The 26390-nt window shown below is 67.6% G+C and carries 24 protein-coding genes and 2 pseudogenes; 8 read left to right on the forward strand and 18 right to left on the reverse strand.

What is annotated here, in order from left to right; all coding sequences use genetic code 11:
- The coding region (locus U1839_RS23280; RefSeq protein ID WP_332805963.1) for a hypothetical protein at positions 1-651 on the reverse strand (651 nt) is incomplete at its 3' end.
- 466 nt (positions 652-1117) lie between these two features.
- Here U1839_RS23280 and U1839_RS23285 point away from each other — a divergent pair.
- Positions 1118-1801 carry a LuxR C-terminal-related transcriptional regulator gene (locus U1839_RS23285; RefSeq protein ID WP_332805964.1) on the forward strand — a complete coding sequence of 228 codons (684 nt, stop codon included), beginning with the start codon at positions 1118-1120 and terminating at the stop codon, positions 1799-1801.
- A gap of 10 nt (positions 1802-1811) precedes the next feature.
- On the forward strand, positions 1812-3995 hold the full coding sequence (locus U1839_RS23290; RefSeq protein WP_332805965.1) for a sensor histidine kinase: 2184 nt from the start codon (positions 1812-1814) through the stop codon (positions 3993-3995).
- A gap of 171 nt (positions 3996-4166) precedes the next feature.
- Here U1839_RS23290 and U1839_RS23295 read toward each other — a convergent pair whose 3' ends face one another.
- The 11 genes and pseudogenes from U1839_RS23295 to U1839_RS23345 all read right to left on the reverse strand — a co-directional run bounded on the left by U1839_RS23295 (position 4167) and on the right by U1839_RS23345 (position 13756).
- Complete coding sequence (locus U1839_RS23295) at positions 4167-5348, reverse strand: BaiN/RdsA family NAD(P)/FAD-dependent oxidoreductase (RefSeq protein ID WP_332805966.1); 1182 nt, start codon at positions 5346-5348, stop codon at positions 4167-4169.
- Between the two features lie 304 nt (positions 5349-5652).
- Positions 5653-7209: a sensor histidine kinase gene (locus tag U1839_RS23300; RefSeq protein WP_332805967.1), complete on the reverse strand. Its 1557-nt coding sequence runs from the start codon at positions 7207-7209 to the stop codon at positions 5653-5655.
- On the reverse strand, positions 7200-7895 hold the full coding sequence (locus U1839_RS23305) for a response regulator transcription factor (RefSeq protein WP_332805968.1): 696 nt from the start codon (positions 7893-7895) through the stop codon (positions 7200-7202). Before U1839_RS23305 ends, U1839_RS23300 begins: the two co-directional genes overlap by 10 nt.
- Before the next feature lie 111 nt (positions 7896-8006).
- Positions 8007-9212 carry a bifunctional alpha/beta hydrolase/OsmC family protein gene (locus tag U1839_RS23310; protein ID WP_332805969.1) on the reverse strand — a complete coding sequence of 402 codons (1206 nt, stop codon included), beginning with the start codon at positions 9210-9212 and terminating at the stop codon, positions 8007-8009.
- A gap of 92 nt (positions 9213-9304) precedes the next feature.
- Positions 9305-11065 (reverse strand): gamma-glutamyltransferase, encoded by a 1761-nt coding sequence (locus U1839_RS23315; RefSeq protein ID WP_332805970.1) that lies wholly within the window; start codon positions 11063-11065, stop codon positions 9305-9307.
- Positions 11066-11079: 14 nt separating this feature from the next.
- Positions 11080-11394: a winged helix-turn-helix domain-containing protein gene (locus U1839_RS23320; RefSeq protein WP_281129345.1), complete on the reverse strand. Its 315-nt coding sequence runs from the start codon at positions 11392-11394 to the stop codon at positions 11080-11082.
- Between the two features lies 1 nt (position 11395).
- Positions 11396-12040 carry a hypothetical protein gene (locus tag U1839_RS23325; RefSeq protein ID WP_332805971.1) on the reverse strand — a complete coding sequence of 215 codons (645 nt, stop codon included), beginning with the start codon at positions 12038-12040 and terminating at the stop codon, positions 11396-11398.
- A 237-nt stretch (positions 12041-12277) separates the two neighbouring features.
- Positions 12278-12442, reverse strand: a pseudogene (locus U1839_RS23330) (IS5/IS1182 family transposase); the annotation flags it as partial.
- Positions 12443-12471: 29 nt separating this feature from the next.
- Complete coding sequence (locus U1839_RS23335; protein ID WP_332805972.1) at positions 12472-12804, reverse strand: SRPBCC domain-containing protein; 333 nt, start codon at positions 12802-12804, stop codon at positions 12472-12474.
- 185 nt (positions 12805-12989) lie between these two features.
- Positions 12990-13436, reverse strand: a complete 447-nt coding sequence (locus U1839_RS23340; RefSeq protein ID WP_332805973.1) for an SRPBCC family protein — start codon at positions 13434-13436, stop codon at positions 12990-12992.
- Entirely contained in the window at positions 13433-13756 is a 324-nt protein-coding gene (locus U1839_RS23345) for an ArsR/SmtB family transcription factor (protein ID WP_332805974.1), read from the reverse strand. The genes U1839_RS23340 and U1839_RS23345 overlap by 4 nt, the downstream gene beginning before the upstream one ends.
- 143 nt (positions 13757-13899) lie before the next feature.
- Between U1839_RS23345 and U1839_RS23350 the strand changes: the two genes are divergently transcribed.
- The gene (locus tag U1839_RS23350) at positions 13900-14877 is read left to right on the forward strand and encodes a hypothetical protein (RefSeq protein ID WP_332805975.1); all 978 of its coding nucleotides are present in this window, start codon (positions 13900-13902) and stop codon (positions 14875-14877) included.
- Between the two features lie 156 nt (positions 14878-15033).
- Here U1839_RS23350 and U1839_RS23355 read toward each other — a convergent pair whose 3' ends face one another.
- From U1839_RS23355 to U1839_RS23365, 3 genes are all read right to left on the reverse strand, one after another.
- Positions 15034-16404 (reverse strand): dihydrolipoamide acetyltransferase family protein, encoded by a 1371-nt coding sequence (locus tag U1839_RS23355; RefSeq protein ID WP_332805976.1) that lies wholly within the window; start codon positions 16402-16404, stop codon positions 15034-15036.
- A gap of 1 nt (position 16405) precedes the next feature.
- Positions 16406-17413, reverse strand: coding sequence for an alpha-ketoacid dehydrogenase subunit beta (locus U1839_RS23360; RefSeq protein ID WP_332805985.1), 1008 nt, complete (start codon positions 17411-17413; stop codon positions 16406-16408).
- A gap of 77 nt (positions 17414-17490) precedes the next feature.
- Positions 17491-18777 carry a 3-methyl-2-oxobutanoate dehydrogenase (2-methylpropanoyl-transferring) subunit alpha gene (locus U1839_RS23365; RefSeq protein WP_332805977.1) on the reverse strand — a complete coding sequence of 429 codons (1287 nt, stop codon included), beginning with the start codon at positions 18775-18777 and terminating at the stop codon, positions 17491-17493.
- 169 nt (positions 18778-18946) lie between these two features.
- On the opposite strand from U1839_RS23365, the gene U1839_RS23370 reads away from it, so the two are divergent.
- The 4 genes from U1839_RS23370 (at position 18947) to U1839_RS23385 (ending at position 22121) form a co-directional block, all read left to right on the forward strand.
- Entirely contained in the window at positions 18947-19171 is a 225-nt protein-coding gene (locus U1839_RS23370; protein ID WP_332805978.1) for a hypothetical protein, read from the forward strand.
- Between the two features lie 7 nt (positions 19172-19178).
- Complete coding sequence (locus U1839_RS23375) at positions 19179-19577, forward strand: GtrA family protein (RefSeq protein ID WP_332805979.1); 399 nt, start codon at positions 19179-19181, stop codon at positions 19575-19577.
- 116 nt (positions 19578-19693) lie between these two features.
- Positions 19694-20413, forward strand: coding sequence for an ImuA family protein (locus tag U1839_RS23380; protein ID WP_332805980.1), 720 nt, complete (start codon positions 19694-19696; stop codon positions 20411-20413).
- Positions 20331-22121, forward strand: coding sequence for a DUF6504 family protein (locus tag U1839_RS23385; RefSeq protein WP_332805981.1), 1791 nt, complete (start codon positions 20331-20333; stop codon positions 22119-22121). The genes U1839_RS23380 and U1839_RS23385 overlap by 83 nt, the downstream gene beginning before the upstream one ends.
- A 17-nt stretch (positions 22122-22138) precedes the next feature.
- Here the strand turns inward: U1839_RS23385 and U1839_RS23390 are convergent, their stop codons facing one another.
- Together U1839_RS23390 and U1839_RS23395 are read right to left on the reverse strand one after the other, a co-directional pair.
- On the reverse strand, positions 22139-22552 hold the full coding sequence (locus U1839_RS23390; protein ID WP_332805982.1) for a type II toxin-antitoxin system VapC family toxin: 414 nt from the start codon (positions 22550-22552) through the stop codon (positions 22139-22141).
- Positions 22549-22815 (reverse strand): type II toxin-antitoxin system Phd/YefM family antitoxin, encoded by a 267-nt coding sequence (locus tag U1839_RS23395; protein ID WP_332805983.1) that lies wholly within the window; start codon positions 22813-22815, stop codon positions 22549-22551. The genes U1839_RS23390 and U1839_RS23395 overlap by 4 nt, the downstream gene beginning before the upstream one ends.
- A 54-nt stretch (positions 22816-22869) precedes the next feature.
- Here U1839_RS23395 and U1839_RS23400 point away from each other — a divergent pair, with 54 nt between their 5' ends.
- Positions 22870-26220, forward strand: a complete 3351-nt coding sequence (locus U1839_RS23400; protein ID WP_332805984.1) for an error-prone DNA polymerase — start codon at positions 22870-22872, stop codon at positions 26218-26220.
- A gap of 77 nt (positions 26221-26297) precedes the next feature.
- On the opposite strand, the pseudogene U1839_RS23405 reads toward U1839_RS23400, so the two are convergent.
- Positions 26298-26390: pseudogene (locus U1839_RS23405) on the reverse strand (IS5/IS1182 family transposase); the annotation flags it as partial.

The following is a 26390-nucleotide window of genomic DNA, read 5'->3' on the forward strand; positions in this document are numbered from 1 at the left end:
AGCATTGAGGATCGCGCCCACCATGCCGGCGTTACCCGCCTGGATGTTGCCGTTGGCGACCTCGGTCAGGTTGCCGGTCAGCGACTGGCTCTGCACGTCGATCGCGTTCTTGCCCGCGGTCAGCGCGGTTACCGTACCGGTGGTGACGCTGATCCCCGTGCTGGTTGCCACGTCGCGAACGACGACGCCGCTGCCCGTCGCCGCGACGACGCCGCCGGAGATATTGATATTGACCGAACCGACGCCGCCGGTTTGCGTCGCGTCGAAGGCGTTGCCGTTACCGTTGTTGGTGATGTTGCCACCGGTGTAGACGATCGGGCCGCCCGTTGCGCGAACGGACAATGCGGCCGTGCCGCCCGCCGTCGGCGTATTGCCGGCATCGACGCTGATCGCGCCGTTATTGGTGACGGTGACGCCGCCATTACCGGCGTTGGAGACCGCAATTCCGTTGCCACTCACCGTGGTGATCGGGTTGACGGTGACCACGACCGGGACGGGAAGGTTACCCTGATAATTGCGGTCGTTCGGCGCGTTGGCGGGGAAGGTCGTGTCGGTGGTGGTGGTCGTGCCGCAGGTAACGGTCGTCCCGCCCACCAGACATTGTGCCCAGGCCTGGCCCGGGGCGAGCAAACTGGCGCCCGCAACGGTCATGGCGGCGACCATCGAGCGCATCGTCAACCGGCTCGCCTGCGAACGCAAATCCCGGCGCAGCGCCGCGATCGAGGAAGGCGCCGCAGAGTCATCGGCGCGTTGATCCGAAGAACTTAAAGCACAGGTCATCGATTCACCCCTCTTTGCGGAGTCGGCTCACGTAAAATGAACTCCCCAGGAACTCAATTCTCAATTCGATGCGGGCTATTAGCGTGCCGCGTTATCCAGTGATTGGAAGAATGCGTCATGGCGGGGAATCAGTAATTTACCGGGGGCCTCTCGCAGCGGTGCATTGCATCGAAGGCTGCCGCCGCGCGAACACAGGAGCCGCAAGCCACGCATTTCGACCGCATAGCTCCCCACCAATCCGTCGCGAATCTCCAAGCTGCGCGCGCGGCGATCGTCCATGCTTCACAGCGGCGCGCGCCATATCAATCCGCGCGCACCGCAATTAGGATGGGGGCCGATGGATCTTTCAAGCGGCACGTTCGAACAGGCGCTGATCGTCGAGGACATATTGGCGACGCGCGAATGGCTGACCGGACTGGTGCATGCCGCGTTCGAACGCGCGGGCGTGTATTTCGCGAGCGACCTGCGCAGCGCGCGGGCATGGTTTGCCGACGGCGGCGCGGCAGGGCGCACGACGATCGCGCTGATCGATATCGGCCTGCCCGACGGATCGGGGATCGACCTGATCCGCGAGGTGAGCGCCGCGCACCCGCAAGTCCAGCTCGTCGTCACGACGATCTATGACGACGATGCCAATTTGCTGCACGCGATGGCGGCGGGTGCCGACAGCTATCTGCTCAAGGACCGGCCGGCGGAGGAGATCGTCGCACTGCTGCGGCGGATCGGCGATGGTGAGGCGGCACTGTCGCCGCCCGTGGCGCGGCGGCTGCTCGACCATTTCCGGCGCCACGCAACCTTCATGACGGCGGGCGCGGCGGAGCATGACGAGCCCGAACTCACGGCGCGCGAAAACGATGTGCTGGGGATGATCGCACGCGGGCTGACGCTGGTCGAGGCAGGCAAGGCGCTGGGGATTTCACGCTCGACCGTGGCAAGCCATGTCAAGACGGTCTACCGCAAGCTCGGCGTCACATCGCGCGCCGAAGCCGCGCTCGAGGCGACGCGGCGGCGGCTGACATGACAGGGGCCGCGTGACAACGCCGCCCGAGCTCGCCGCACCGCGCGCGATGGCGGTGGCGGCGCGGTTGTGGCGGCGACCGGCGGTGACGATCGGACTGTCGGCCTATGTCTTTGCCGGGCTGTGCGTGGCGGCACTAATGATCGCGCTGCACATGCCGGCGTTCGGCGCGCGCTTCGACCAGGCCGGCGACGATATCGGCCTGTACCTCGCCGACGGGCGGGTCGCGATCGTACCGCCCGACGCGGCGGTGACGATAGCGAGCAGCGCGGGCACCCGCCATGCCAGGGCCGGGGAGATGGTGCCCGACTATATGCCCGATGGCGGGCCACAGGCGGTGCGCGCCTTTTACCGCTGGCGCGACGATGTGGCGCGGCTCGCCGCTACCCCAGGCGCGACGATCAGCGTGGCGGAGGCTGGCCATGTCGTGCGCGCACCGCTCGCGCCGCGCCCCCGCGCCGTCGGCGACCTGCCGGTCGATTTCTGGCTGTTGCTGACCCAGGCGATCGTGATCGGGCTGCTCGGCATCGGCGTAAGGCTGGCGCGGCCGCGCGACCTGCGCGCCTGGCTGTTCGGGGCGAGCAGCGACGGCGTTTTCCTGGCGGGCATTTCGGGGGCGATCTTCGACGCGCGCGAACTGGTCGCGGACGGCACGCTGCTCCAGGCGATGCAGGGCGTGAATTTCATCGGCTCCAACCTGTGCGCGGCGGGACTGTGCGCGCTGTTCCTGCACGTGCCGCACGCGATCGCGCCGCGCCGCGCGACGCTGGCGCTGCTGGTCGCGGCGGTGGTGCTGGGGGTGCTGGAGGGATTCGCCGTCATTCCGCGCACGGGCTTCTATCTCGGGCTGCTGCTGCCGACGCTCGCCTTTCCGGCGATCTTCGTTGCGCAGTGGCGCGGCACGCGCAACGACCCCGCGGGCCGTGCGGTGCTACGCTGGAATGGCGCCTGGACCTTTTTCGGCTCGGTCCAGATGGGTCTGGCGATGGCGGCGCCGATCCTGTTCGGGATCGCGCCGATCGCGTCGGACGGCATGATCATCGTGCCGCTGCTGCTGATCTATGGCGGCATCGCTTTCGGGGTGGCGGGGTTCCGGGTGTTCGAGCTCGACCGCTGGGCCTACCGACTTGTGCTGGGCGCGCTGGCGATCCTGCTGCTGGTGCTGGGCGACGCCGCGCTGGTGTCGGTCGTCCGGCTCGAACAGCCGATCGCGCTGGCGCTGTCGGTGTTGGCGATCGGCTATCTCTATTTCCCGCTGCGCGCCTTGTTGTGGCGCTGGATCAGCGGGGCGCATGAACTGTCGAGCGACGCGTTGTTCCGCGAGGCGGCAGTAGTGGCCTTTTCGGGCAGCGCACAGGCGCGGCGCGCGGGGTGGCGCGCACTGCTCGACCGGCTGTTCGAGCCGCTCGAGATCGCGCCCGGCGACGATGGTATCGACGCGCCGGCGATCCGCGAAAAGGGCGAAATGCTCGAACTGCCGGCAATCGCCGACGATACGCCCTTGTGCCTGCACTTTGCGCGTCGCGGGCGGCGGCTATTCGGGCCGCCCGAGTTGAGCACCGCGCGCGAACTGATCACGCTGATGAAGGAGGCGGAGCGGACACGGGCGGAATATGGCCGCGGTGTCGCCGAGGAACGATCGCGCATCGCGCGCGACCTGCATGACGACGTCTCGGCGCATTTGCTGACCGGGCTGCACCGCAGCGACGTGGCGCTGGTGCGCGGCGACGTGCGCCAGGCACTGACCGAGATCCGTACGATCGTGTCGAGCATGGCCGGCCCGGCGCTGCCGCTGGAGACGGCACTCGCCGACCTGCGCTTCGAGACGGCGGAGCGGCTACTGGCGGCGGGGGTCACCCTCGACTGGCCGATCGACGACGACGCGGCAATGCCTGCGGTGGTGCTCGACTATACGCATCACAAGGCGCTCGCCTCGTCGGTGCGCGAAGCAGTGAGCAACGTGATCAAGCATGCGGGCGCCACGACGCTGACGGTGACGGTGGTGACGGGCGAGCCGTTGTTGACGCTGACGCTTGCCGACGACGGTGTCGGGCCGAAGACGCGCCACCCGGTCAGCGGCAACGGCCTTGGCAACATCGCGCAGCGGCTCGGCGAGATTGGCGGTACCTGCACGGCGTCGGCCGGGCCTGTCGGGTTTACGGTCGTGCTGCGGATGCCGCTGGCGGGGTTGGGGTGAGGCTTCCCTGACGCGCCTCGTTCAGTTCCTCCCCGGCACGGGGAGCGGGACCGCCGACCGCAGGTCGGTGGTGGAGGGGCTTCGAGCACGAGGCCCGTTCCACTCGCTCCAAGCCCCTCCACCGCGCAAGCGCGGTCCCCCTCCCCTGATGGGGGAGGAATTCGGAGTCGCCTATACCACCTGCCCCGCCGCCCAGCCGCTCGCCCAGGCCCATTGGAAATTATAGCCGCCGAGCCAGCCGGTGACGTCGACCGCCTCGCCGATCGCATAAAGGCCGGGGACCTGACGCGCCTCGAGCGTGCGTGAGGACAGGCTTTCGGTGGAGATGCCGCCAGCGGTGACCTCGGCCTTGGCGAAGCCTTCGGTGCCATTGGGGTGGAAGTGCCAGTCCGCCAGCTTGTGCGCGGCCTCGTCGAGACGCTTGTCGGTGGCGGCGCCGAGTTCGCCGCGGAGCGCGAGGCGATCGGCGAGAGTTTCGGCGAGCCGCGCGGGAAGAGCGGTCGCGAGCGCGGCGGTGAGGGTCGCTCGTGGGCGGGCGCCCTTGGCCTCGATCAGCCAGCCGGGCGCGCGGTCGGGGACGAAGTCGATCGCGACGGGCTCGCCGTGGCGCCAGTAGCTCGACACCTGGAGGATCGCCGGGCCGCTGAGCCCGCGATGGGTGAACAGTGCGGCTTCGCGAAAGCTAGCCTTGCCGGCGCGCGCGACGACGTTGGCGGCGACGCCCGACAGCGAGCGGAACAGCGTCTCGTCGCCGCCGAGCGTCAGCGGCACGAGCGCAGGGCGCGGCTCGACGATCTTAAGGCCGAAGCGGCGGCCGAGGTCGTAGGCGAAACTGGTTGCGCCCATCTTGGGGATCGACGGGCCGCCGGTGGCGATGACGAGCGCCGCGCTGCGTTCCTCGCGATTGCCGACAGTCAGGCGGAACTGGCTGTCGGCATAACCGACGTCGCGGATCTCCTGCCCGAGGCCGATCGTCACCTCGCCCTTGTCGCACTCGTCGAGCAGCAGGCTGACGATCTGGCGCGCGGAGCCGTCGCAGAACAATTGCCCGAGGGTCTTTTCATGCCAGGCGATGCCGTGCGCGTCGACCAGCGCGATGAAATCGGCGGCGGTGTAGCGGCCGAGCGCCGACTTGGCGAAATGCGGATTGGCCGAGAGGTAACGATCGGGCGCGGTGTCGATATTGGTGAAGTTGCAGCGCCCGCCGCCCGAGATGAGGATCTTCTTGCCGGGCTCATCGGCATGATCGAGCAGCAAAACGCGCCGCCCGCGCTGGCCGGCAGTGGCGGCGCACATCAATCCGGCGGCGCCGGCACCGAGGATGATCACGTCGTAGGGGGTGGGGGTGGTCATGGGTGGGTCGCCCGGTTGGGCGCGGTGTGGGCGGCCTGGGTGGAAGAAGAAGATGAATGGTTCGCGCGGAGGCGCGGAGGCGCGGAGATGTCACGTCTGCCGCTCCGATTGCGCTTGCTAAAATGTTCACGCGAAAGCGCGAAGGCGCAAAGAGATGACGGCGCTGGTCGTTTCTCGACCATTTGCGAGGGATTCAATCCGCAGCCGCGAAAGCAGTCTCCGCGCCTCCGCGCCTCCGCGTGAACCAACACTTCACCTTCGCCGGCGAAGGCCGGGGGAGGTTTTGGAAGGTGCCGGCGGCACATCATGCCTTCACCAGCGTGATGACGAAGCGGGCGCCGACGATGACCGGCTCCGCCGCGATGGTGGCGCCGCTGGCGGCGAGCAGCGAGCGGGCGATGGCGAGGCCGAGGCCGGTACCGCCGCTCTCGCGCCGGCCGGTGAAGAAGGGTTCGAAGATGCGCTCGTGATCGGCCCCGGCGATGCCCGGGCCGTCATCGGTGACGGTGATGCGCACGCCGTCGCGCCCATCGGCCGTGATCGTCGCGTTGTTCGCGCCGGCCTGGCGGCTGTTCTCAACCAAGGTCTCAAGAACGGTCTCGATCACCTCGGGCGTGATGCGGGCGATCACCCCCTGCCCTTCCACCCGCACCGCGAATCGCTCCGAGCGGAACGAGTCGGCGACGCGCGCGGCGGCGGCGGTGACGTCGGCGCGGGCATCGGCGTCGATCGTCGCCATGTCGGCGCGGGCGAGGTCGAGCAGACGCTGGACGAGCCGCGACAGCCGCTCGGCATCGGCGCCAGCATTGCCGAGGAAGCGGTGGCGATCCGCCGCGCTCATCGTGTCGCCATGTTCGTCGAGCAATTCGAGCGCACCGCGAATACCGGCGAGCGGGGTCTTGAACTCATGGCTGACGGCGGCAGCGACATCCTTGAGATAACGCGAGCGGCGCTCGATCCGCGCCGCCATCGCGGCAAAATTGGCGTAGAGCGCGCGGATCTCGATTGCCGCCGTCACCGGCGTTTCGGGGATGACGACATGACCGCGCGCGACATCCTCGCTGGCGCGGGCGAGCGCGTCGATCGGGCGGGCGATGCCGCGCGACAGCAGGCCGACGAGCACGAGCAGGGTGAGCAGGATCAGGCCGATACCGAGCAGGATGGCGCCGCGATCCTGATAGATGCCGACGAACAGGCCGCGCGGCGTGCGCGACACCATGACCACGCCGATCACCTTGCCCTGATCGAACACCGGCCGGGCATGGTGGACGCGGATCGCGGCGGCGCGGCTGATCATCGCCAACCAGGTATCGGCATCGCCCTGGCCGCGCTCGCGCAGCACGGTGCGCGGGGTACCGGCGAGCGCGGCGCGCACCTCGGGCAGCGCGGCGACGTTGAGCCCGACATCGCCGCGTCCGAGCACGATGGTGCCGTGCGGGTCGAGCAGGCGCGTCGCGGTGAGCGTGATCGCGGCGGCGTCGCTGGCCATCGGCGCGAGCAGGTGCGCGACGCGACTGGCATGGGGATCGGCCGCGGCGTGGCGCCGGGCCAGCGCACGCGCGGGCAGGATCGGCATCGCGCGCAGGTCGATCGTCGGCGGCTCGGGCGCGAGGTAGCGCGGGCTCGGATCGGGCACGCCGTCGCGCCACGCCGCCTTGTAGGCCGAGGCGAGCACGGCGCCCTGCGCGACCAGCTCGGCCTCGGTTTGCTGGACGATGGTGTTTTCATAGACGCGCAGGAACAGCGCCGCGACGCCGGGCAAGGCGGCGACGAACAGCAAGGTGCCGAACAGGATGGTGCGCAGCGACAGCGCCGGCCAGTGCGCCTTGGCAAAGGTCTTGAGCGCGGTGATCAATCGCACGCGCCGATGCGATAACCGATGCCGGCACGCGTCTCGATCACGTCGCCCGCACCACGCCCGGCGAACTTGGCGCGCAGGTTGCGGACATGGCTGTCGATCGTTCGGTCGGTGATCGCGAAGCCGGGGCCGTGGAGCCGGTCGATGATCGCGTCGCGCGTAAAGACCTTGCCGGGAACCCCGGCGAGCAATTGGAGCAGCTGGAATTCGGTCGCGGTGAGCGGCACCGGCGCATCGTCCCAGCGCGCCTCCCACGCGTCGGTGTCGAGCGTCAGCCGGTGATGGACGATCGTCTGCGGCTGGAGCACCGGCGCGGCGCTGCGCTTGAGGATCGCGCCGACGCGCGCGACGACCTCGCGCGGCGAGAAAGGCTTGACGACATAATCGTCGCCGCCGACCTCGATCCCGACGATGCGGTCGATCTCGTCCTCGCGCGACGACAGGAACAGGATCGGCAACGCCGCCCCTGCCCCGCCGGCGCCGCGCAACCGCCGACACAAATCGAGGCCGTTGAGGCGCGGCATGTTGATGTCGAGCACCATCAGGTCGGGCATGCGCGCAGCGATGGTCGACGCGGCTTCCTCGCCGTCGCCGGCCTCGGCCACGGTCATCCCCGCCTTGCCGAGCGCGAAGGCGAGCAGTTCGCGGATATGCGGATCATCGTCGACGACGAGGATATGGTGGGTCATGGCGTGCATCACTGCGGGCGGCTCCGGCGCGGGTCAATGTCGTCACACGCTATGATTGCGCAATATTGGCGCATGATCCGGCCGATATGGAGAAACGATGCAGCGTCCGGATCAGGTTGCGAGATTTGTCCTGATCGTGACGCCGCCCTCCAGCGTGCGGTGAACCGGGCATTTGTCGGCGACGACGAGGAGTCGGTTGCGCTGCTGTTCTGTCAGGGGTCCGGACAGCGTAATGACACGCTCGATCAGTTCGAGCTTGGGGTGTTCTCCGCCATCCGCAGCGCAATCGTCGCCGTGGCAGCGGCGATGCTCGAGCGTGACCGTCTGCCCTTCGAGCGGAATGTTCTCGCGCGCGGCGACCAGCTCGATCGTCATCGAGGTACAGGTGCCGAGCGCCGACAGCAGCAGGTCATAGGGCGTCGGGCCGAGCGCGGTGCCGCCGCTCGACAGCGGCTCGTCGGCGAGGAAGCTGTGGCCGCCGGCATCGACGATCTGGAGGAATTTGCCTTCCGCGCCGGTGACGGTGACATGGCCCTCGGGCATCGCCGCCGGGCTGGTCGCGGCGGGCAGATAGGCTTCCGACCAGGCGGCGATGATCGACGCGGCGTAGCTGGCGGCACCGGGAACGGTGAGCAGATGATCCGCTCCCTCCAGCGCGATGAAGCTCTTGGGATGTTTGGCGGCGACGAAGATCTTGCCGGCATTCTCGATGCCGACGACGGTGTCGGTCGGGGCGTGCATCACCAGCAGCGCGCGCTTAAGGCGGGCGAGGCGCGCAGCCTGGTCCTGATGTTCGGCGGCCGCGATGAAGTCACGCGTGACGGTGAACGGGCGCCCGCCGATCGCGACCTCGCCGACGCCCTGCTCGCGCACGCGTTCGACCGCATCGCCGAGTTGGTGGAGCACGTGCGCCGGGTCGAACGGCGCACCGATCGTCACCACTGCCTTGGCCTCGGGGATATGCTCCGCCGCAGCGATCACCGCAGCGCCGCCAAGCGAATGGCCGACGAGGATGGCGGGGGCGAGCATCTCGCTGCGCAGATGCCCGGCAGCGGCGATCAGATCGGCGACATTGGCGTCGAAATCGCTGTCGGCAAAGCTGCCCTCGCTCTTGCCCAGACCGGTGAAATCGAACGCCAGCGTGGCGATGCCGTTGGCGGCGAGCGCGGTGGTGATGCGCCGCGCGCCGACATGCGCCGAGCTGCCGGTGAAGCAATGCGCGAACAGCGCGACGGCGCGGATGCGCCCCGGCGGCAGTTCGAGCGCGCCGTACAGCTTGATGCCGTCGGCATTGTGGAACGTCATGGTGCGGCGCATCGCTCTATCCCCTCCCCGTCTCAGCCGCGGATATTAGCATGTTCGCAAGCGACGGCGAGGCCGGGGCCGGTCGAATTGCCAACCGTCTCATGTCACTCGCCCTGGGCAAAAGCGAGTATCTGCGGGACCTCGACGCCTTCGCGCGAACCGTCCGGTTGAAGCATCGCCACCGCAACGGTGCCCTTGAGGGTCTGGGTTTGCAGCATATCGACCTCACGAACGGCCATGCCCGCCGCGCGGACCTGGTCGAGAAAGGCTGGCGGATAGCGCCCCGCCGGAACGAGCTCCTCGCCGAAGATCTGCTGATAATTGAGCAGCAGCGGCGGCGCCGCGACGAGATCGTCGAGCCGCCCCGTCCGCTGGATCAGTCCGGCGGTGACGCGAACCGTTTCCTGAAGCAACGAACTGCCGACCGCCGCAACCCCGAACAGCGGCTTGCCCGAGCGCAGCGCGATCAGCGGCGCCATGTCGCTCGGGACGCGGCCGCCCGGCGATATCCGGGTGAGCGCATCGCGGTACAGGCCGGCGGGAGCCGGGATCGGCACGCCCTGCACCACCAGACCCGTATCGCCCCATAAGGGCGTGTTGCTGGAATGCACGAGCGCGGCGATGTTGCCCCAGCGGTCGATGACCACCACCGCGGCGCTGTGATGCCCGGCAACGGGCGGGGCGGCAGCGGCGAGCAGTTCGTCGAGCCGGGTTGCCGCAGCGGCGCCAAAGCCGGGCTGCAATCGTGCGGCGCAATCACCGCCCGAGCCGAGATGCCGTTGCAGCACCTCCCCCATGGCTGGCGACCAACCGAGGATCGTTGCCAGGCGAAGCGTGAGCGCGGTGGTCCGGAATGCCTGCGGGTCCTGCCAATAGGGCTGTTCGGCTGCTGCGTGGTGGAGGACATTCAGCGCCGTCAGCATGGCGCAACCCGTTGCATCGGGCGGCGGGGGCGCCATCACCTCGACATCACCGATCGCGATGCGCAAGGGTGCCGCCCAGCGCACCCGATATGCCGCCATGTCCGCCATCGTCGCGGCCCCGCCGGCCGCGTTCACCGCCGCGACGAATGCCCGCGCCCAGCGTCCGCGATACATGGCCGCTGCGCCGTGCGCCGCGATCTGATCGAGCAAGCGAGCAAGTTCCGGCGAGGCGTGGCGATCACCCAGCGTCGCGACATGGACACCATCGGGCATGAGAAAGTGGCGGCCTGCCGGCGTCTGCGACAGTTGGGGTGCCGCGATCGGAAAATAGGCGCCGGTCAGCGGCGTCACGGGCACACCATGTCGCGCATACCAGATCGACGGTGCCAATAGCTGGCGTAACGAAAGCCGCCCGAACCGGCGATGCATCGCGGCCATGCCGGCCACGAAACCAGGCACCAGCGTCTTGCGCCCGGCCGCGCCGGACGTATCGCCCCTTGTGCCGGTCAACAGGCTGAGATCGGTGGCCGGAATGGTGTTGGGCGACCGCTCGTTACGCCAGCCGTTCCAGCCGGCATCCATCGCATGGACCCGGCCGGTCCTGGCGTCATAATAGAGTAATTGGGCGACGCCGGCGAACGACACATTTGCCCCCTGCATCATCGTGATCTGGGCAAAGGCCGTGGCGACCGCGGCGTCGGCGGCCGTACCGCCGGACCGTAGCACATCGGTGCCGGCGCGGACCGCGACCGGCGAGGCGGTAGCGGAAACCAGCCCGGTGGCGCTGCGCGCGGTACGGGTTTCGGTCGGCCAGATCGCGGCCTCACGCTGTTCGAGCGACTGGCGGTCGGCCAAGGACCATGCGGATTGACCCGCGGCAGGCATCGGCAACGCCAGGGCGAGCGCGATCACCGACACCAACAGACGTCGTAGGCTGTTCATGAAGATCCTCCCCGTCAGGGCGCGGCGCCGTCCGGTTCCGCGGCCTCGATGATCGCGCGCAAATAATTGGTGTGGTCGCGAAAGGCGCTCGCGCCGCGCGCCGTCAACAGCAGGCGGGTGCGCGGTTTTTTCCCGGCGAACCCCTTTTCGATGGTGATGTAGCCGGCGGTTTCGAGCGTCGCGAGATGGCTTCCCAGATTGCCATCGGTCGCGTTCAGCAAGGCCTTGAGCCGGGAGAATTCCAGCGGCTCGATATCACGGGCGGCATAGAGCGCGGCCATGATGCGCAGGCGCAGCGACTGGTGGATGATCTCGTCCGGCGCTGCCACGTCATACCTTCCTGAGCCAGAACCCGCCAAGCATCAGCCCGCCGCCGCCGGCCAGCCCGAGGAAGAAGGGCAGCCATTGTTGCGCAAAAAGATAGCCGCCCATGCTGACCAGGAAGATCGCTAACCCGATCCATCCGAAACGCGGCCATCCATAGAGGCCGATCGCGACGTACATCAGCGCGGTGAACAGCACCGGCAACATCAGGTACGGCGCGATGGAGACCGGCCGGAAAACCGTATAGATCGAAAGGAAGAAGATACCCGTCGCGATCGCCAGACCGAGCGACCTGCCCCCCACGGCGCCGCTTGCCACACCCCGGACATGCGAGCGTCGCGCCAACAATGTCCCACCGAGAGCGCCGACAAGGACGAGCGGCATCCAGACCAGGCCCCATAACGATGGGTTCGTCAGGCCCGACACGGTGTAGCCGACCAGCCAAATCGCGCCCCACAGGATCAGATGTGGGCTGGCCGCGGCATAGCCGCCGGCGCGACGGGTCTGCCGTCCGACATCCTCGACTTCTTGCAATGAAATGGTCGCGTCTGATTTCGATATCGACATGCTCACCTCTCTGCCGCACAGAGTAGCTCGCAAATTGACTCTGTCAAGCAGAGTATTCTGTGTTGCAGAATTTGTTGGCGGCATTCCGTGCTTACCGCCAGGAGCGATTGGCCGGGTCGGAGCAGCGGGAGAAAAGCCCGGCGAGACGCGGCGAACCTTACCATGCGTAACGTCAAATTGGCCTGCGGCGCGGACATCGTCTCATCGTTGCCATGACTAGAGCGTGCTGCGAACAGGTGGAATCCGGCTATTCGCTACCGAGCACGCGACCACAAAGAATCTAGAGCGAGCTGCGTTTCCACCGAAATGCAGCTCGCTCTAGCCGCGCTCCTCCGAATAGCTCTCCAGGATCGCCGAATAATCCAGCGCCTCGCGAACCGTGTCGCGCACGAAATGCGACAAATGACCCGCCGGAACGAACTCGTGAACCGACGGCGGCAGTAGCCAGGCCTGGTCCAGATCCGACGCGCGAAATGTCTTGCTAATCAGACGAGTGAATCAGGCGCGTCCACGCCTTACTCCCTCAGCGCCGCCGCCGCCCTCGCCTCGGATTCACGATGCAGCGCCCAGAAATCGGGCACCGCCCCGCCCGCCAGCCGCGTCTGCAGCACCGACAGATGGGCATGCCAGCCGCCGCCGAAATTGCGCGCATCGGCGGGGCCGCGCAGGCCGGCATGGGTCAACACCAGCCGGGTGCGGTCTCTCTCGGCGGCGAGTTCGATCGTCACCTCGCCGGCCTCGCCACCGTCCCAGGTGAAGGCGAGCAGATGCGGCGGTTCGATCCGCGTGATGGTCTCGTGCCAGCTCTTGCCGACATTGGCGGCGTATTTTTTCCGGTGTCGGGACATCGCCGTCCGACAGGCTGGCATGGTCGAACGTCATGCCGAGCGCGCCGCCGACGCGCGGGTCGGTCGGCCCGCCCATGAACCAGCGTGCGCGCAGGTCGGGCTCGACGAGATATTGCCAGACGGTCTCGACGGGCGCGTCGAGCAACCGTTCGAAACGCAATTGGCTTGGGCTAATGCTGTCGCTGTCAGCCATGGTCTATCTCCAACGCGGTCGCGAGGCTCGCCAGGATCATCGTCCAGCCCTTGCGGGTCTGTTCTTCATAGGCGGCCCAGGCCGCATTCATTTCATGCGTAAGGGTAAGATGCGTCTGGTCGCCATGCGCCGCGAAGTCGATCGCAACGCGGCTCCATTCGCCCTCCTTCGCCGGGTCGGCGCGGAAGCGGAAAACGAGGCGGTGGGGCCGGTCGATCACGTCGAACAGCAGGTGATGATGCGCGTCGCCGCTTGCCCGGCGCTCGACGATCAGCGCGCGGCCGCCGACGCGGGCGTCGATCTCGCAGGTCAGCATTTCGCCGTCCGGCGTGGCAAAGAGAAAACGGCGCGCGGTTGCGGGATCGAGCCAGGCATCGAATACCGCCGCGGGCGAGGCGGCGATGTCGCGCGTGACGGTGAGGACGATCGGCGCCGTCACGGTTTCACCTCTGCGACGAGAAGCGCCTCGAGCCGGTCGAGGCTGGCGCTCCATACGCCTTCCCATTGCCTGAGCCACGCATCGGCCTCGGCCATCGGCGCGGCGCGCAGGCGGCACAGTTGCTGGCGTCCGGCCTTGCGGCGCCCGACCAGCCCGGCGCGCTCGAGCACGCCGAGATGCTTGGCAGCGCCAGCAAAACTCATCGCGAAGGGCGCGGCGAGTTCGCCGACCGAGCGCTCGCCGAGGCGAAGGTGGACGAGCATGGCGCGACGGGTCGGATCGGCCAGGGCAGCGAAGGTCATATCGAGTTTTTCGACCATATGGTTTAATATGGTCAGCGCTCACCATTGGTCAACCGATTAGTTTAATATCGCGCCTGTCGTCGCGTTGCCGGCGTCGATTTCGCTTGCGACGCAGCGTGTTGCGATGCCAGGCTCGCGCCATTCCGGGGGGAGCGCAGATCATGGGATTGTTCGGACGGCGTCACGACGACGACGAGGAAGTCGACGAATGGGCCTATGAGCTGACCCGCAAGGACAGCTTCCCGCTCGCCGCGACGATTGCCGGCAGCGTCGTCATTCTGATCGCGGCGATCCTGACCAGCAGCCAGGTGCGCCAGCATGACATGTTCGCCACACCACTCGGCATCGGGACGATCGTGGCGCTGGCGGTGTGGGTGATCGCCTTTCTGATCACCCTGCGCCATGCAGCACTTGGCTGGAAGATCGGGTCGTTCGTGGTAATGCTTGTGGTCGGCCTGAGTGCCGGCCTGATCGTGATCGGCGCCAGGTTCAGTGCGATCCAGGACGATCTGCGCGCGGTGGCGGAGGTCAAGGTCAACCCGACCTTTGGCGTCGAGGAGCCGGAGGGCGGCGCGCGCGGGCCCATCTCCAAGGCGACGTTCGCCTATCTGAAGGGCGTGGCCGATGCGTCGATGAAGCATCGCGCAGCGATCCGGGCGCTCGGTTACGACGCTATGGCGTCGCCCGATGCGTTGCGACAAAATCCCGCGCTGCTGGCGCATTGCGACCAGCGCGCGACGGTGACGCCGATGATCGAGGCCTATTATGCCGGGCGCCGCGCGGCGTTCGAAAAATTTCGCGCCGACATCGCCGCGATCGACCTCGACGAGACCTTTCGCAAGGGCATGATCGCCGGGAACAAGGAAGCGGGGCAACGGTTCGACAAGCTGCTGGAGCGCAATGCCGCTAACGAGCATGGCCAGGTCGGCGAATTGGTCGCGATGTGCCAGGTTCTCGCCCGTCACCATTGGGTCGCGCAATATGGTCGCATCGCCTTTTCGAGCCCGGCCGATCTGCGTGACTTCCAGACCCACGCCAGGCGCGAGCAGGACCTGAGCGACGAGGCAACCGGCCTGATGCGCGAAAGCATGGCGGTCATGGAAAATGGTCGCGCCATGATCCGCCGCAGCATTTTCTAGAGCGTGCTGCGAATAGGTGGAATCCGGCTATTCGCTATCAAGCACGCGGCCACAAAGAATCTAGAGCGAACTGCGTTTCCATCGAAATGCAGCTCGCTCTAGCAGAACGCAAACCCATCATCCTCGCGCACGCGCGGGCATGATGGGTCCGCGCGCTTATTCCGCGAACAGCAGGACCGGCGTTTCGAGATATTTCTTGAGCGCCTGGACATAGTTCGCCGCGTCCCAGCCATCGACGACACGGTGATCGCAGCTGATCGACAGGTTCATCAGCTTGGCGCGAACGATGTCGTCGCCGTGGAACACCGGTCGCTCGACGATCTTGTTGGGGCCGATGATCGCGACCTCGGGGCGGTTGATGACGGGCGTGGTGGCGATGCCACCGAGCGGCCCGAGCGAGGTGATCGTCAGCGTCGAGCCCGACTGTTCCTCGACCTTCGCCTTGCCGGTGCGCGCGGCCTCGGCGAGGCGGGCGATCTCGGTGGCGAGTTGCCAGACGTTGCGGTCCTGCGCGTCGCGGATCACCGGCACCATCAGCCCGGCATCGGTCTGCGTCGCCATGCCGAGATGCACCGCACCGTGCCGCGTGACGACGCCTGCTTCGTCGTCATAACGCGCGTTGATCATCGGGAACGCAGGGATCGACTTGCAGATCGCGACGATCAGCAGCGGCAGCATGGTCAGCTTGGGGCGCGAACCGCGATGGGCATTGAGATCGGCGCGCATCGCCTCGAGCGCGGTGACGTCGATCTCGTCGACATAGGTGAAGTGCGGGATGGCGCGCTTCGACGCCGCCATGTTCTCGGCGATGCGACGGCGCATGCCGATGACCTTGATCGCCTCGTCGGGGCGGGCGTGACTGGCATGCGGCGCCTGATAACCCTGGCCAGCACCGTAGCGCAGGAACGCGTCGAGATCGGCGTGGCGGATGCGGTCGCCTTCGGCCGGTTTCACCTGGGCGAGGTCAATGCCTAGGTCGGCCGCGCGGGCGCGGACGGCGGGGGAGGCGAGGACGTGGATCTTCTGCTCCCTCTCCCCTGCGGGGAGAGGGTCGGGGAGAGGGGTCGCAACGGGGGACGCGCTCTCGATAACAGGCTTGGAGTCAACGGGAGCAGGAACCACGGCCGCTTCCACTTGTGGCCGCCCCTCTCCCCGACCCTCTCCCCCCTGGGGAGAGGGAGAAGTGGCCATTTCGACCGGTGCGGGTGTATCGGCAACGCCGGCTTCCACTGCACCCGGTGTCTCGGCCGCAATCTGCTCCGCGGCTTCCGCTTCACCCTCGACCGCGTCGGTCTCGATCACCACCAGCGCCGCCCCGATCGACACCTGGTCGCCGACCTCGCCGGCCAGCTCGACCACGGTGCCGGACACCGGCGATTCCATCTCGACGGTGGCCTTGTCGGTCATCATGTCGGCAAGGCCCTGGTCTTCCTCGACGCGGTCGCCGACCGCGACGTGCCAGGCGACGATCTCGGCCTCGGCGATGCCCTCACCGATATCCGGCAGTTTGAAGGTGAAGCGGGCCATCCTATGCGTCCTTCATGATCTTCTTGAGTGCCTCGCCGATGCGCACCGGGCCGGGGAAATAGGCCCATTCGAGGCTGTGGGGATAGGGCGTGTCGAAGCCGGTGACGCGCTCGATCGGGGCTTCGAGATGATAGAAGCAGCGTTCCTGCACCAGCGCGGAAAGCTCGGCGCCGAAGCCCGAGGTGCGCGTCGCCTCGTGGACGATCATGCAGCGGCCGGTCTTTTTGACCGAAGCCTCGATCGTTTCGATATCCAGCGGAATGAGCGTGCGCAGGTCGATGATTTCGGCATCGACGCCTGCCTCGGCAATCACTGCCTGGCAGACATGGACCATCGTGCCATAGGCGAGAATGGTGAGCGCTTCCCCGGGACGGACGATCTTCGCGGTGCCGAGATCGATGCGGTAATAGCCCTCGGGTACCGCGCCGGCTGGGTGCGCCGACCAGTTCTTCGCCGGGCGATCCCAATGGCCGTCGAACGGGCCGTTATAGATGCGTTTGGGCTCGAAGAAGAGCACCGGATCATTGTCCTCGATCGCCGCGATCAACAGGCCCTTGGCGTCGTACGGCGTCGAAGGGATGACGGTCTTGATGCCCGAGACATGGGTGAAGATGCCTTCGGGCGACTGGCTGTGCGTCTGGCCACCGAAAATGCCGCCGCCGAACGGCGAGCGCACCGTCATCGGCGCGATGAATTCGCCGGCCGAGCGGTAGCGCAGCCGTGCCGCCTCGGAGACGAGCTGGTCGAGCGCGGGATAGATATAGTCGGCGAACTGGATCTCGGGGACCGGCCGGAGGCCATAGGCGCCCATCCCGACCGCAACGCCGATGATGCCGCATTCGGTGATCGGCGTGTCGAACACGCGGGTCTTGCCGAACTTGGCCTGGAGCCCGGCGGTGGCGCGGAACACGCCGCCGAAAAAGCCGACATCCTCGCCCATCACGATGACGTTGGGGTCGCGCTCCATCATCACGTCGAGCGCCGAGTTGATCGCCTGGATCATGTTCATGCGCGTGGTACCGTCGCCCGTCTCCGGGGCAGCGATATCGGCGGATTCTTCAAGCGCGGTGGAATCGGTCATGTCGCTCACTTCCGTGCCCAGGGGCGGCCCGAGGCGGTTTCCTCGGCGAGCATCTGTGCCTGTTGTTCGCGCAAATGCCACGGCATCTCCTCGAAGACGCCGTCGAACAGCGTGTCGAGCGGCTGGTGCAGGCCATGGCCGAGAATGCCGTTCTTCTCGGCCTCCTTCTGCGCTGCCTTCACTTCCTCGGCAACGGCGCGATCCTGCGCGGCGTGGCGTTCCTCGTCCCATTCGCCGATCGCGATGAGATGGTCCTTCAGCCGCTTGATCGGGTCGCCGAGCGGCCAGGCAGTAGCCTCGCCGGCGAAGCGATATTGCAACGGATCGTCCGAGGTCGAATGGCCTTCGACGCGATAGGTGAAATGCTCGATCAGCGTTGGACCCTGGTTGGTCCGCGCACGCTCGGCCGCCCAGGCGGTGGCGGCATAGACCGCCAGCGCATCGTTGCCGTCGACGCGCAGGCCGGCGATGCCATAGCCGATCGCGCGCGCCGCAAAGGTGGTCGATTCGGCGCCGGCAAAGCCCGAGAAGCTCGAAATCGCCCACTGGTTGTTGACGATGTTGAAGATCACCGGCGCGCGGTAAACGCTGGCAAAGGTGCAGGCGGAGTGGAAATCGCCCTCGGCGGTCGAACCCTCGCCGCACCAGGTCGCCGCGATGCGCGTGTCGCCCTTGGCGGCCGAGGCCATCGCCCAGCCGACGGCCTGGGGATATTGCGTGGTGAGGTTGCCCGAGATCGAGAAGAAGCCGGCCTCGCGCACCGAATACATGATCGGCAGCTGCTTGCCCTGCAGCCGGTCACCCTTGTTCGAATAGATCTGGTTCATCATGTCGACGAGGCTCCAGCCGCGCGCGACGAGCAGACCCTGCTGACGGTAGGAGGGGAAGCACATGTCCTCGTAATCGAGCGCGAAGGCGGCGGCGATCGCGACCGCTTCTTCGCCGGTGCACTTCATGTAGAAGCTGGTCTTGCCCTGACGCTGGGCGCGGAACATGCGTTCGTCGAATGCGCGGGTCAGCGCCATAGAGCGCAACATCGCGCGCAGCGTCTCGGGCGAGAGCCGCGGATTCCACGGGCCGACCGCCTGGCCTTCATCGTCGAGCACGCGGATCAGTTCATAGGCGAGGTCGATGAAACCTTCGGCACGATCGGCGGTGTCAGGGCGGCGCACGTCGCCGGCGGGCGGGATCGTCACTTGCGTGAAGTCGGCCGTGTCGCCGGGACGGAATTTGGGCTCCGGCACATGCAGCGACAAGGGTTGCAGGTTGGGGCGCACCGGATCGCCTGCCATGGTCTCTCCACTTCATCGGCGAAGGCATTCCGTAACAGAACGCCCGGATTCGCCGTTCGTGTCCTTGTTATAAAATTTCAAAAGCTTTGGCGAGGGCCGGAATGTGCCGGTCGTGACGAACCGTTAACCATTGGGCGGCATGGTGGGGCGGCAGAGAAGGAACCGCTCCATGTACATGGCCCCGATCGTCCGCAGCAAGGCACCCGTCTCGATCATGCGGCGGCGCCTGTCCGGCGGGGTTGTCATGCCGCTGGCGGTGTTGTTCATGCTGCCATGGCTGGCCTTGTATGCGCTTTATGCCGGCACGGTGATGGCGATACGCGGCGTGTCGAGAGCGCCGCGCGCGCTGCTTCAGATGATCGATTATGCCGGTACCGCCGTCCTCGGCGACTGAACTGACGATGCGTTCCCTGTTCCAGAATGAGGCAGTCGTGCAGCTGCTACGCTTCGCGCTGGCCGGGCTGGGCGTCACCGCCTTCTCGGTCGCGGTCTATCTGTTCTACGCCTCGATCCTGCATGTCGACCCGCTGCTTGCCAACACCGTCGGCCATGTTGCCGGCGTGGCAGCGGGTTATTCGCTGCACAGCCGCTGGAGCTTTCGCGAATCCGCGACGCAGGACGCGACCAGCCTGTGGCGCTTCGCCGCCGCCTCGATCCTGGCCTTTGCGCTCAACTCCTTGTGGGTGTGGGTCGGCACCGGCCTGCTCGCGCTGCCGGACTGGGCGCCGGTGCCGGCGATGCTGTTCGTCACGCCGCTGGCGAGCTTCGCGCTCAATCGCTGGTGGGTGTTTTCACGCTGACGATCTTGCATCGGCGTGCTGCCATCGCCTGTTGACTCTGCACCCGTAAAAGGAACAAAATAGGAACATAGTCCTTTATCCGAGTCGTGCCCGTGCCGTCCTGCCAGCTAGACGCCTTGCGCGAAACCCTGCGCGCCATCGAGGGCGATGGCCTCAAGCGTCGCCCCGTGCTGCCGTTCGGCATCGCCGCGGTCGACGAGCGCCTGGCGACGAGCGGGCTGCGGCTCGACGCATTGCACGAGATCGCGCCGGGCAGCCCCGGCCTTGGCGACGATGCCGCCGCGACTTTGTTCACCGCCGGCCTCGCGGCGCGCGCCTGGGGGCCGGTGCTGTGGGTAGTCAGGCGCCGCGACCTGTTCGCGCCCGGCCTCTACCAGGTCGGCCTGTCGCCCGAGCGGCTGCTCTATGCCGAGGCGAGCGACGATGCCGAATTGCTCGCGCTGATGGAGGAGGGATTGCGGCATCGCGGGCTCGGCGCGGTGATCGGCGAGGTCAGGCGCGCCTCGATGGCCAATACGCGTCGGCTGCAACTGGCAGCCGAGGGCGGGCGCACGATCGGCCTGCTGATGAAACGCCATGCTCGCGAGGGCGGCAACCCGCTCGCCGTGCCCTCGGCGGCGGTGACGCGCTGGCGCATCTCGGCCGCGCCCTCGACGCCGCTGCCGGTCGCCGGCATCGGCCGCCCGCGCTGGCGCGTCGAACTCGCCCGGCAGCGCGGCGGCGAATCCCATCAATGGACATTGGAGGCATGCGATGAAACGGGTCGCCTCGCTCTACCTGCCCGACTGGTCGATCGACCGGTTGCGGCGGGCGGGGCGCATCGTCGCGCGGCCTGATCTCGGCACGGCAGCGGTCGCAGCACTGACGCCAGGCGGCGACGGCTGGCGGCCGGGTGCGCGCTGGGCGAAATCCTCCCATTCCTCCCCGGTACGGGGAGGGGGACCGCCGGCGAAGCCGGTGGTGGAGGGGCTTGGAGCGCGGCGCACGGGCAACGCGCTCCAAGCCCCTCCACCACTTCGTGGTCCCCCTCCCCGTTCCGGGGAGGAGCTGGTCGTCACCACGTGCCGCGAGGGCAGCAAGGTCGTGATCGCCGCGGTGTCCCCAGCGGCGCGCGCGATCGGCCTGGCCCCCGGCATGGCGGTGACGCAGGCGCGTGCGCAGGTCCCCGACATCGTGCTCGAACCGGCCGATGCGGCGGGCGACCATGCCGAGCTCGCCCGGCTGGCGCTGACTGCGGCGCGGCGCTGGTCGCCGCTCACCGCCTTGTCGGGCGATGACGGGCTGTTCCTCGACATCACCGGCACGGCGCACCTGTTCGGCGGCGAGGCACGGATGGCACGGCGGATCGTGCGGCTGCTGGCGCGGATCGGCTTCACCGCGCGCATCGCCATCGCCGACAGCGCCGGCGCGGCCTGGGCGCTGGCGCGTTTCGGCCGCGCCGAAGACGGGATCGCGATCTGCCCGACGGGCACGCAGGAAGCAGCGCTGACGGCATTGCCGATCGCCGCATTGCGCGCGGAACCCGCCGCGATCGAACTATTGCGGCGGCTGGGGATCGAGCGCATCGGACAACTCGTCGCCATGCCGCGCGCGCCGCTCGCGCGCCGCTTCGGCGCGGCGCTGGTGGCGCGGCTCGACCAGGCGCTGGGCGTGCGCGACGAGCCGCTCGACCCCGTCATCCCGGTCGAGGCGATCGCCGTCGTGCAACGCTTCGCCGAGCCGATCGCGACCGCCGAGGCGATCGAGCATTGGCTCGGCATGCTGATCCCGCGCCTCGTCACCGCGCTGGCCGAGGCAGGGCTCGGCGCGCGCGTCGTCGAACTGGTGGCGGACCGCATCGACGGCGTGCCGCAGCGCGTGCGCATCGGCCTCGCCCGGCCGAGCCGCGACGGCGCGCACCTGCTGCGGCTGATCGTGCGGCGGATCGAGGAGATCGCGCCGGGTTTCGGCATCGACGCGCTGGCGCTGCATGTCCGGCGTGCCGATCCGCTCGGCGCGCAGCCCTTTGCCGAACGGCTCGAGGAACGCACCACCGACCTCGCCCCGCTGGTCGATGCGCTGGCCAACCGCATCGGCGACCATCGTCTGTGGCGCAGCCGGCCGGTCGAGAGCGACGTGCCCGAACGCGCTGTTGCTGCCGTAGCGCCGCTCGATCCGCCCGTGCAGGACATGACCAAGCGTAAGGTCGACGATGTCCGCCAGCTCGATCGCTCGCCCGAATTGCATCCCTGGCATCATCGCTGGCCGCGCCCGGTGCGGCTGCTGCGCCGCCCCGAACAGCTCGACCATGTCATCGCCGAACTGCCCGACCAGCCGCCGCGCCGCTTCAGCTGGCGCGGCGAGATGCACCGCGTGGTGCGCGCCGACGGCCCCGAGCGCGTGCAGGGCGAATGGTGGCGCCGCGCCGCCGAGCGGCACGGCGTGCGCGATTATTTCCAGGTCGAGGACGAGGCCGGCCAGCGCTTCTGGCTGTTCCGCCGCGGCGACGGCGAGCGCGGCGAGACCGGCGACCTCGCCTGGTTCATGCACGGGGCGTTCGGGTGATATCGCTCGCCGCCAGATTATTTGCGCGCGTTGATCACCGTGACATGCCCCTTTTTGGCATAATCGAGAATCGCGCGATCAGCCGTTGCGACGGGACACGCAAGATGTCGCGCCGTCGCAACGATGAGACGATCGGCAGGATCGCCATGGATACCGCCGGACAATTCCCCTGCCGCCACCGCTATCGACGGCTCGAGCGGGAAGAGCGTGATCCCCGGGATGGACAACGCCTCGGCAATCCATCTCGCTGTCGGCATGCCCAAGTCCAGACGGCCCTTGTCGGCCAACATCGAGACTTCCCAGGGCGTAATGGCACAAACCAGCAGTTGCTGGTCGGCAACGGCATCATCCAGTGCAGCGAAAGCCTTTGGTCCCAGCCTGGCATCCCCCTGGACCAGCCAGACCAGCACATGGGTATCCAGCAGAATCAAGGAGTGGGTTCCCAAGGCCCATCCCGCTCCGCATCCCATGGTCCGTCATATGCCGGACTGAACGGATCGTCGAAACGATATGCCGGGTTGGCCATGGCGCCGAAGATCGATTTCAGGCTCGGCTTTTCGGCTTTGACCACCGACAATGTCGCCACCGGCTTGCCGCGCTTGGTGATCGTCACCGATTCACCATCGCGCTGCATCTCGTCGATCAGCTTGAGGCATTTTGCCTTGAATTCGGCGGCACCGACCGTCTTGGTCACGACACGATCTCCTGAGATGTACATCTCATATAGTCATTTCGTGCGTTGCCGCCAATGACCTATCACGAGCTCCAGGTCACGACGCATTTCAGCTTCCTGCGTGGCGCCTCTTCAGCCGACCAGCTGTTCGCGACCGCCGCCGCGCTGCGCCTGCCGACGCTGGGCATTACCGATCGCAACTCGGTCGGCGGCGTGGTGCGCGCGCTGGTCGCGGCGGAGAAGTTCACCCAGCTCGGTTTCCCGATCCGCATGATCGCCGGGTGCCGGCTCGACCTGGTCGACGGCACCTCCCTGCTCGTCTGGCCCGAAGACCGGGCGGCGTGGAGCCGGCTCACCCGGCTGCTGACGCTGGGCAAATCGCGCGCCGCTGCGCAAAAGGGCGAGAAGGGCCAGTGCTTCCTGCATTGGGAAGATGTCGCGCAGCATGCCGAAGGGCTGGTCAGCGCGCTGGTCCCGGCGCTGGCAGACCATGGCGACGCGGTGGCGATGCGCTGGATGGCGGATGTCTTCGCGGAGCGCGGTCATGTCTGCCTGACGCAGCATCGCCGCCCGGGCGACGCGCTGCGGCTGCACGATCTCGAAACCATGGGCCAGCGTTTCGGGCTGACGCCGCTCGCCACCGGCGACGTACTCTATGACGTGCCCGAACGGCGCATGCTGCAGGATGTCGTCACCGCGATCCGCCATCGCTGCACGATCGACGCGCTCGGCTTTCGCCGCGAACGCAGCGCCGACCGCCATCTCAAGGGCCCGGCGGAGATGGCGCGACGTTTCGCGCGCCACCCCGCCGCGCTGCACGCCACGGCCGCGATCGCGGAGCGCTGCAGCTTCAGCCTGCGCGCGCTGAAGGAGCAATATCGCTATCCCGACGAGGTGGTGATCAGCGGCCGCTCGCCGCAGGACGCGCTCGAAAAGATGACCCGCGCGGCGCTGGCGGCGATGTTTCCCACCGGGCCGCCCGACACATATGCCGCCCTGCTCGAGCATGAGCTGCGCCTCGTCCGCAAGATGGGTTATGCGCCCTATTTCCTGACGGTGAACTCGATCGTGCGCTTTGCCCGCAGCCAGGGCATCCTGTGCCAGGGGCGCGGCTCGGCGGCGAATTCGATCATCTGCTTCGTGCTCGGCGTGACCTCGATCGATCCGGTCAAGCACACCCTGCTGTTCGAACGCTTCATCTCCGAGGATCGCCACGAGCCACCCGATATCGACGTCGATTTCGAGCATGAGCGGCGCGAGGAAGTGATCCAGTGGATCTACGAGACCTATGGCCAGCGCCATGCCGCACTGACCGCGGTGGTCAGCCGCTTCCGCACGCGCGGTGCGCTGCGCGAGGTCGGCAAGGTGATGGGCCTGTCGGAAGACATGACCGCCGCGCTCGCCGGCCAGGTATGGGGCATCTCCAACGAGGGCGTGCGCGACGCGCATGTCGACCAGCTCAACCTCGACCGCAACGACCCGCGCCTCGCGCTGACGCTCGAACTGGTGCGCGAGCTGGTCGATACGCCGCGCCATCTGTCGCAGCATCCCGGCGGCTTCGTGCTGTCGCACGACCGGCTCGACGAGCTCGTGCCGATCGAACCGGCGGCGATGGTCGATCGCCGCGTGGTCGAATGGGAGAAGCTCGATGTCGAGGAACTCGGCCTGATGAAGGTCGACATTCTCGGGCTCGGCATGCTCGGTTGCATGCGCCGCGCCTTCCAGCTGCTCGAAGTGTGCAAAAGCGTGGCGCTGACCATGGCGTCGCCCGAGATGCAGGATGACGACCCCGCTACCTATGCCATGATCCAGCAGGCCGACACGCTCGGCGTCTTCCAGATCGAGAGCCGCGCGCAGATGTCGATGCTGCCGCGGATGAAGCCGCGCGAATTCTACGACCTGGTGATCGAGGTCGCGATCGTCCGGCCGGGGCCGATCCAGGGCGACATGGTCCACCCCTATCTCAAGCGTCGCGAGGGCAAGGAGCCGGTCAGCTATCCCAATGCCGCACTGGAGGCGGTGCTGCGCAAGACGCTCGGCGTGCCACTGTTCCAGGAACAGGCGATGCAGGTCGCGATGGTCGGCGCGGGGTTCAGCGCCAACGAGGCCGACCGGCTGCGCCGCGCCATGGCGACCTTCAAGATGACCGGCGGCGTCGGCGAATTTCGCGACCGGCTGATCGGCGGGATGCTCGGCAACGGCATCACGCAGGATTTCGCCGAGCGCATGGTCAAGCAGATCGAGGGGTTCGGCAGCTACGGCTTTCCCGAGAGCCATGCCGCCAGCTTCGCCAAGATCGCCTATGCCTCGTGCTGGATGAAGTGCCACCATCCCGACCTCTATTGCGCGGCACTGCTCAACGCGCAGCCGATGGGCTTCTACGCGCCGGCGCAGATCGTCCGCGACGCGCGCGAGCATGGCGTCGAGATCCACGCGGTGTGCATCAACCGCAGCGACTGGGACACCGCCGTGCTGCCCGAGGCCTCGCCCTCGGCGCGCCCGCGCCCGGCGTCGTTTCGCGGCGACGACGCCGACTGGGCGGCGATGCTGCCGCTCAGGCTGGGCATGCGGATCGTCCAGGGACTGGGCGAGAAGGAAGCGCAGGCGCTGCTCGACGCGCGGCGCGGCGGTGCCTTCACGTCGATCGAGGATGCGTGGCGACGCTCGGGGGTCAGGCCGGCGACGCTCGAACGGCTCGCCCGCGCCGACGCCTTTCGCTGCCTCGGGCTCGACCGGCGCCAGGCGCTATGGGCGATCAAGGGGCTCGGCCAGGCGCCGCTGTCGCTGTTCGCGGCGTCCGACCAGCGCTTCGGGGCGATCGTCCCCGAAGCGCGCGAGGCGCCGGTCGCGCTGGTCCCGCTCACCGCCGGGCGCGAGGTGGTCGAGGATTACCGCGCGACGCAATTGTCGCTGCGCCGGCATCCGCTCGCCTTTCTGCGCGGCGAATTGCAGCGCCGCGGCATGCGACCATGCGGCGACCTCAAGACGATGAAGGACGGCGCGCGCGTCGAGGTGGCGGGGATCATCCTCGTGCGGCAACGACCGGGCAGCGCCAAGGGCGTGCTGTTCATGACGCTGGAGGACGAAACCGGCATCGCCAACGGCATCTTGTGGCCCGACCGCTTCGAGGCGCAGCGCCGCACCGTGATGTCGGCGGCGATGGTCAGCCTGACCGGGCGGGTGCAACGCGAGGGGCTGGTGATCCATGTCGTGACCGAGCGCGTCACCGACCTGACCCCGTTGCTGCGCCAGGTCGGCGAGATCGACCTGCCACGCATGGTGTCGCGCGGCGACGGCGCGACGCATGGCGGCTCACCCGATCGCGGCGACCCGGGCTGGCAGCCGAAATTGCGCTCGGACTATCATTATCGCGACAAGGGCGATCGGGAAGACGACATCCCTATCAAGAGCCACGATTTTCATTAGGCTGCGGGCTTGTGGATCGCGGGCAGGATTCCGCCGGCAAACGCACATCGTGCGTTAGAGCCTGATTCAAAAGTTTCTCAACTGATTGAGACTCTTGCGATTCTGCGGGTGATCATGCGGATGCTGGCGATGGTTGCCCATGCGGTCGAGCTTTCGATGGATCGTTCCCA

Origin of the sequence: Parasphingomonas halimpatiens, assembly GCF_036663795.1 — a bacterium.
Classification (GTDB): domain Bacteria; phylum Pseudomonadota; class Alphaproteobacteria; order Sphingomonadales; family Sphingomonadaceae; genus Sphingomonas.

Coding starts and splice junctions, on each gene's coding strand:
- U1839_RS23360 (WP_332805985.1), bottom strand. CDS start 17,413: ATGAACATGATCCAGGCGATCAACTCGGCGCTCGACGTGATGATGGAG.
- U1839_RS23345 (WP_332805974.1), bottom strand. CDS start 13,756: ATGGTCGAAAAACTCGATATGACCTTCGCTGCCCTGGCCGATCCGACC.
- U1839_RS23305 (WP_332805968.1), bottom strand. CDS start 7,895: ATGACCCACCATATCCTCGTCGTCGACGATGATCCGCATATCCGCGAA.
- U1839_RS23335 (WP_332805972.1), bottom strand. CDS start 12,804: ATGTCCCGACACCGGAAAAAATACGCCGCCAATGTCGGCAAGAGCTGG.
- U1839_RS23325 (WP_332805971.1), bottom strand. CDS start 12,040: ATGCCGCCAACAAATTCTGCAACACAGAATACTCTGCTTGACAGAGTC.
- U1839_RS23350 (WP_332805975.1), top strand. CDS start 13,900: ATGGGATTGTTCGGACGGCGTCACGACGACGACGAGGAAGTCGACGAA.
- U1839_RS23370 (WP_332805978.1), top strand. CDS start 18,947: ATGTACATGGCCCCGATCGTCCGCAGCAAGGCACCCGTCTCGATCATG.
- U1839_RS23365 (WP_332805977.1), bottom strand. CDS start 18,777: ATGGCAGGCGATCCGGTGCGCCCCAACCTGCAACCCTTGTCGCTGCAT.
- U1839_RS23315 (WP_332805970.1), bottom strand. CDS start 11,065: ATGAACAGCCTACGACGTCTGTTGGTGTCGGTGATCGCGCTCGCCCTG.
- U1839_RS23310 (WP_332805969.1), bottom strand. CDS start 9,212: ATGCGCCGCACCATGACGTTCCACAATGCCGACGGCATCAAGCTGTAC.
- U1839_RS23355 (WP_332805976.1), bottom strand. CDS start 16,404: ATGGCCCGCTTCACCTTCAAACTGCCGGATATCGGTGAGGGCATCGCC.
- U1839_RS23295 (WP_332805966.1), bottom strand. CDS start 5,348: ATGACCACCCCCACCCCCTACGACGTGATCATCCTCGGTGCCGGCGCC.
- U1839_RS23400 (WP_332805984.1), top strand. CDS start 22,870: ATGACCTATCACGAGCTCCAGGTCACGACGCATTTCAGCTTCCTGCGT.
- U1839_RS23385 (WP_332805981.1), top strand. CDS start 20,331: ATGAAACGGGTCGCCTCGCTCTACCTGCCCGACTGGTCGATCGACCGG.
- U1839_RS23375 (WP_332805979.1), top strand. CDS start 19,179: ATGCGTTCCCTGTTCCAGAATGAGGCAGTCGTGCAGCTGCTACGCTTC.
- U1839_RS23285 (WP_332805964.1), top strand. CDS start 1,118: ATGGATCTTTCAAGCGGCACGTTCGAACAGGCGCTGATCGTCGAGGAC.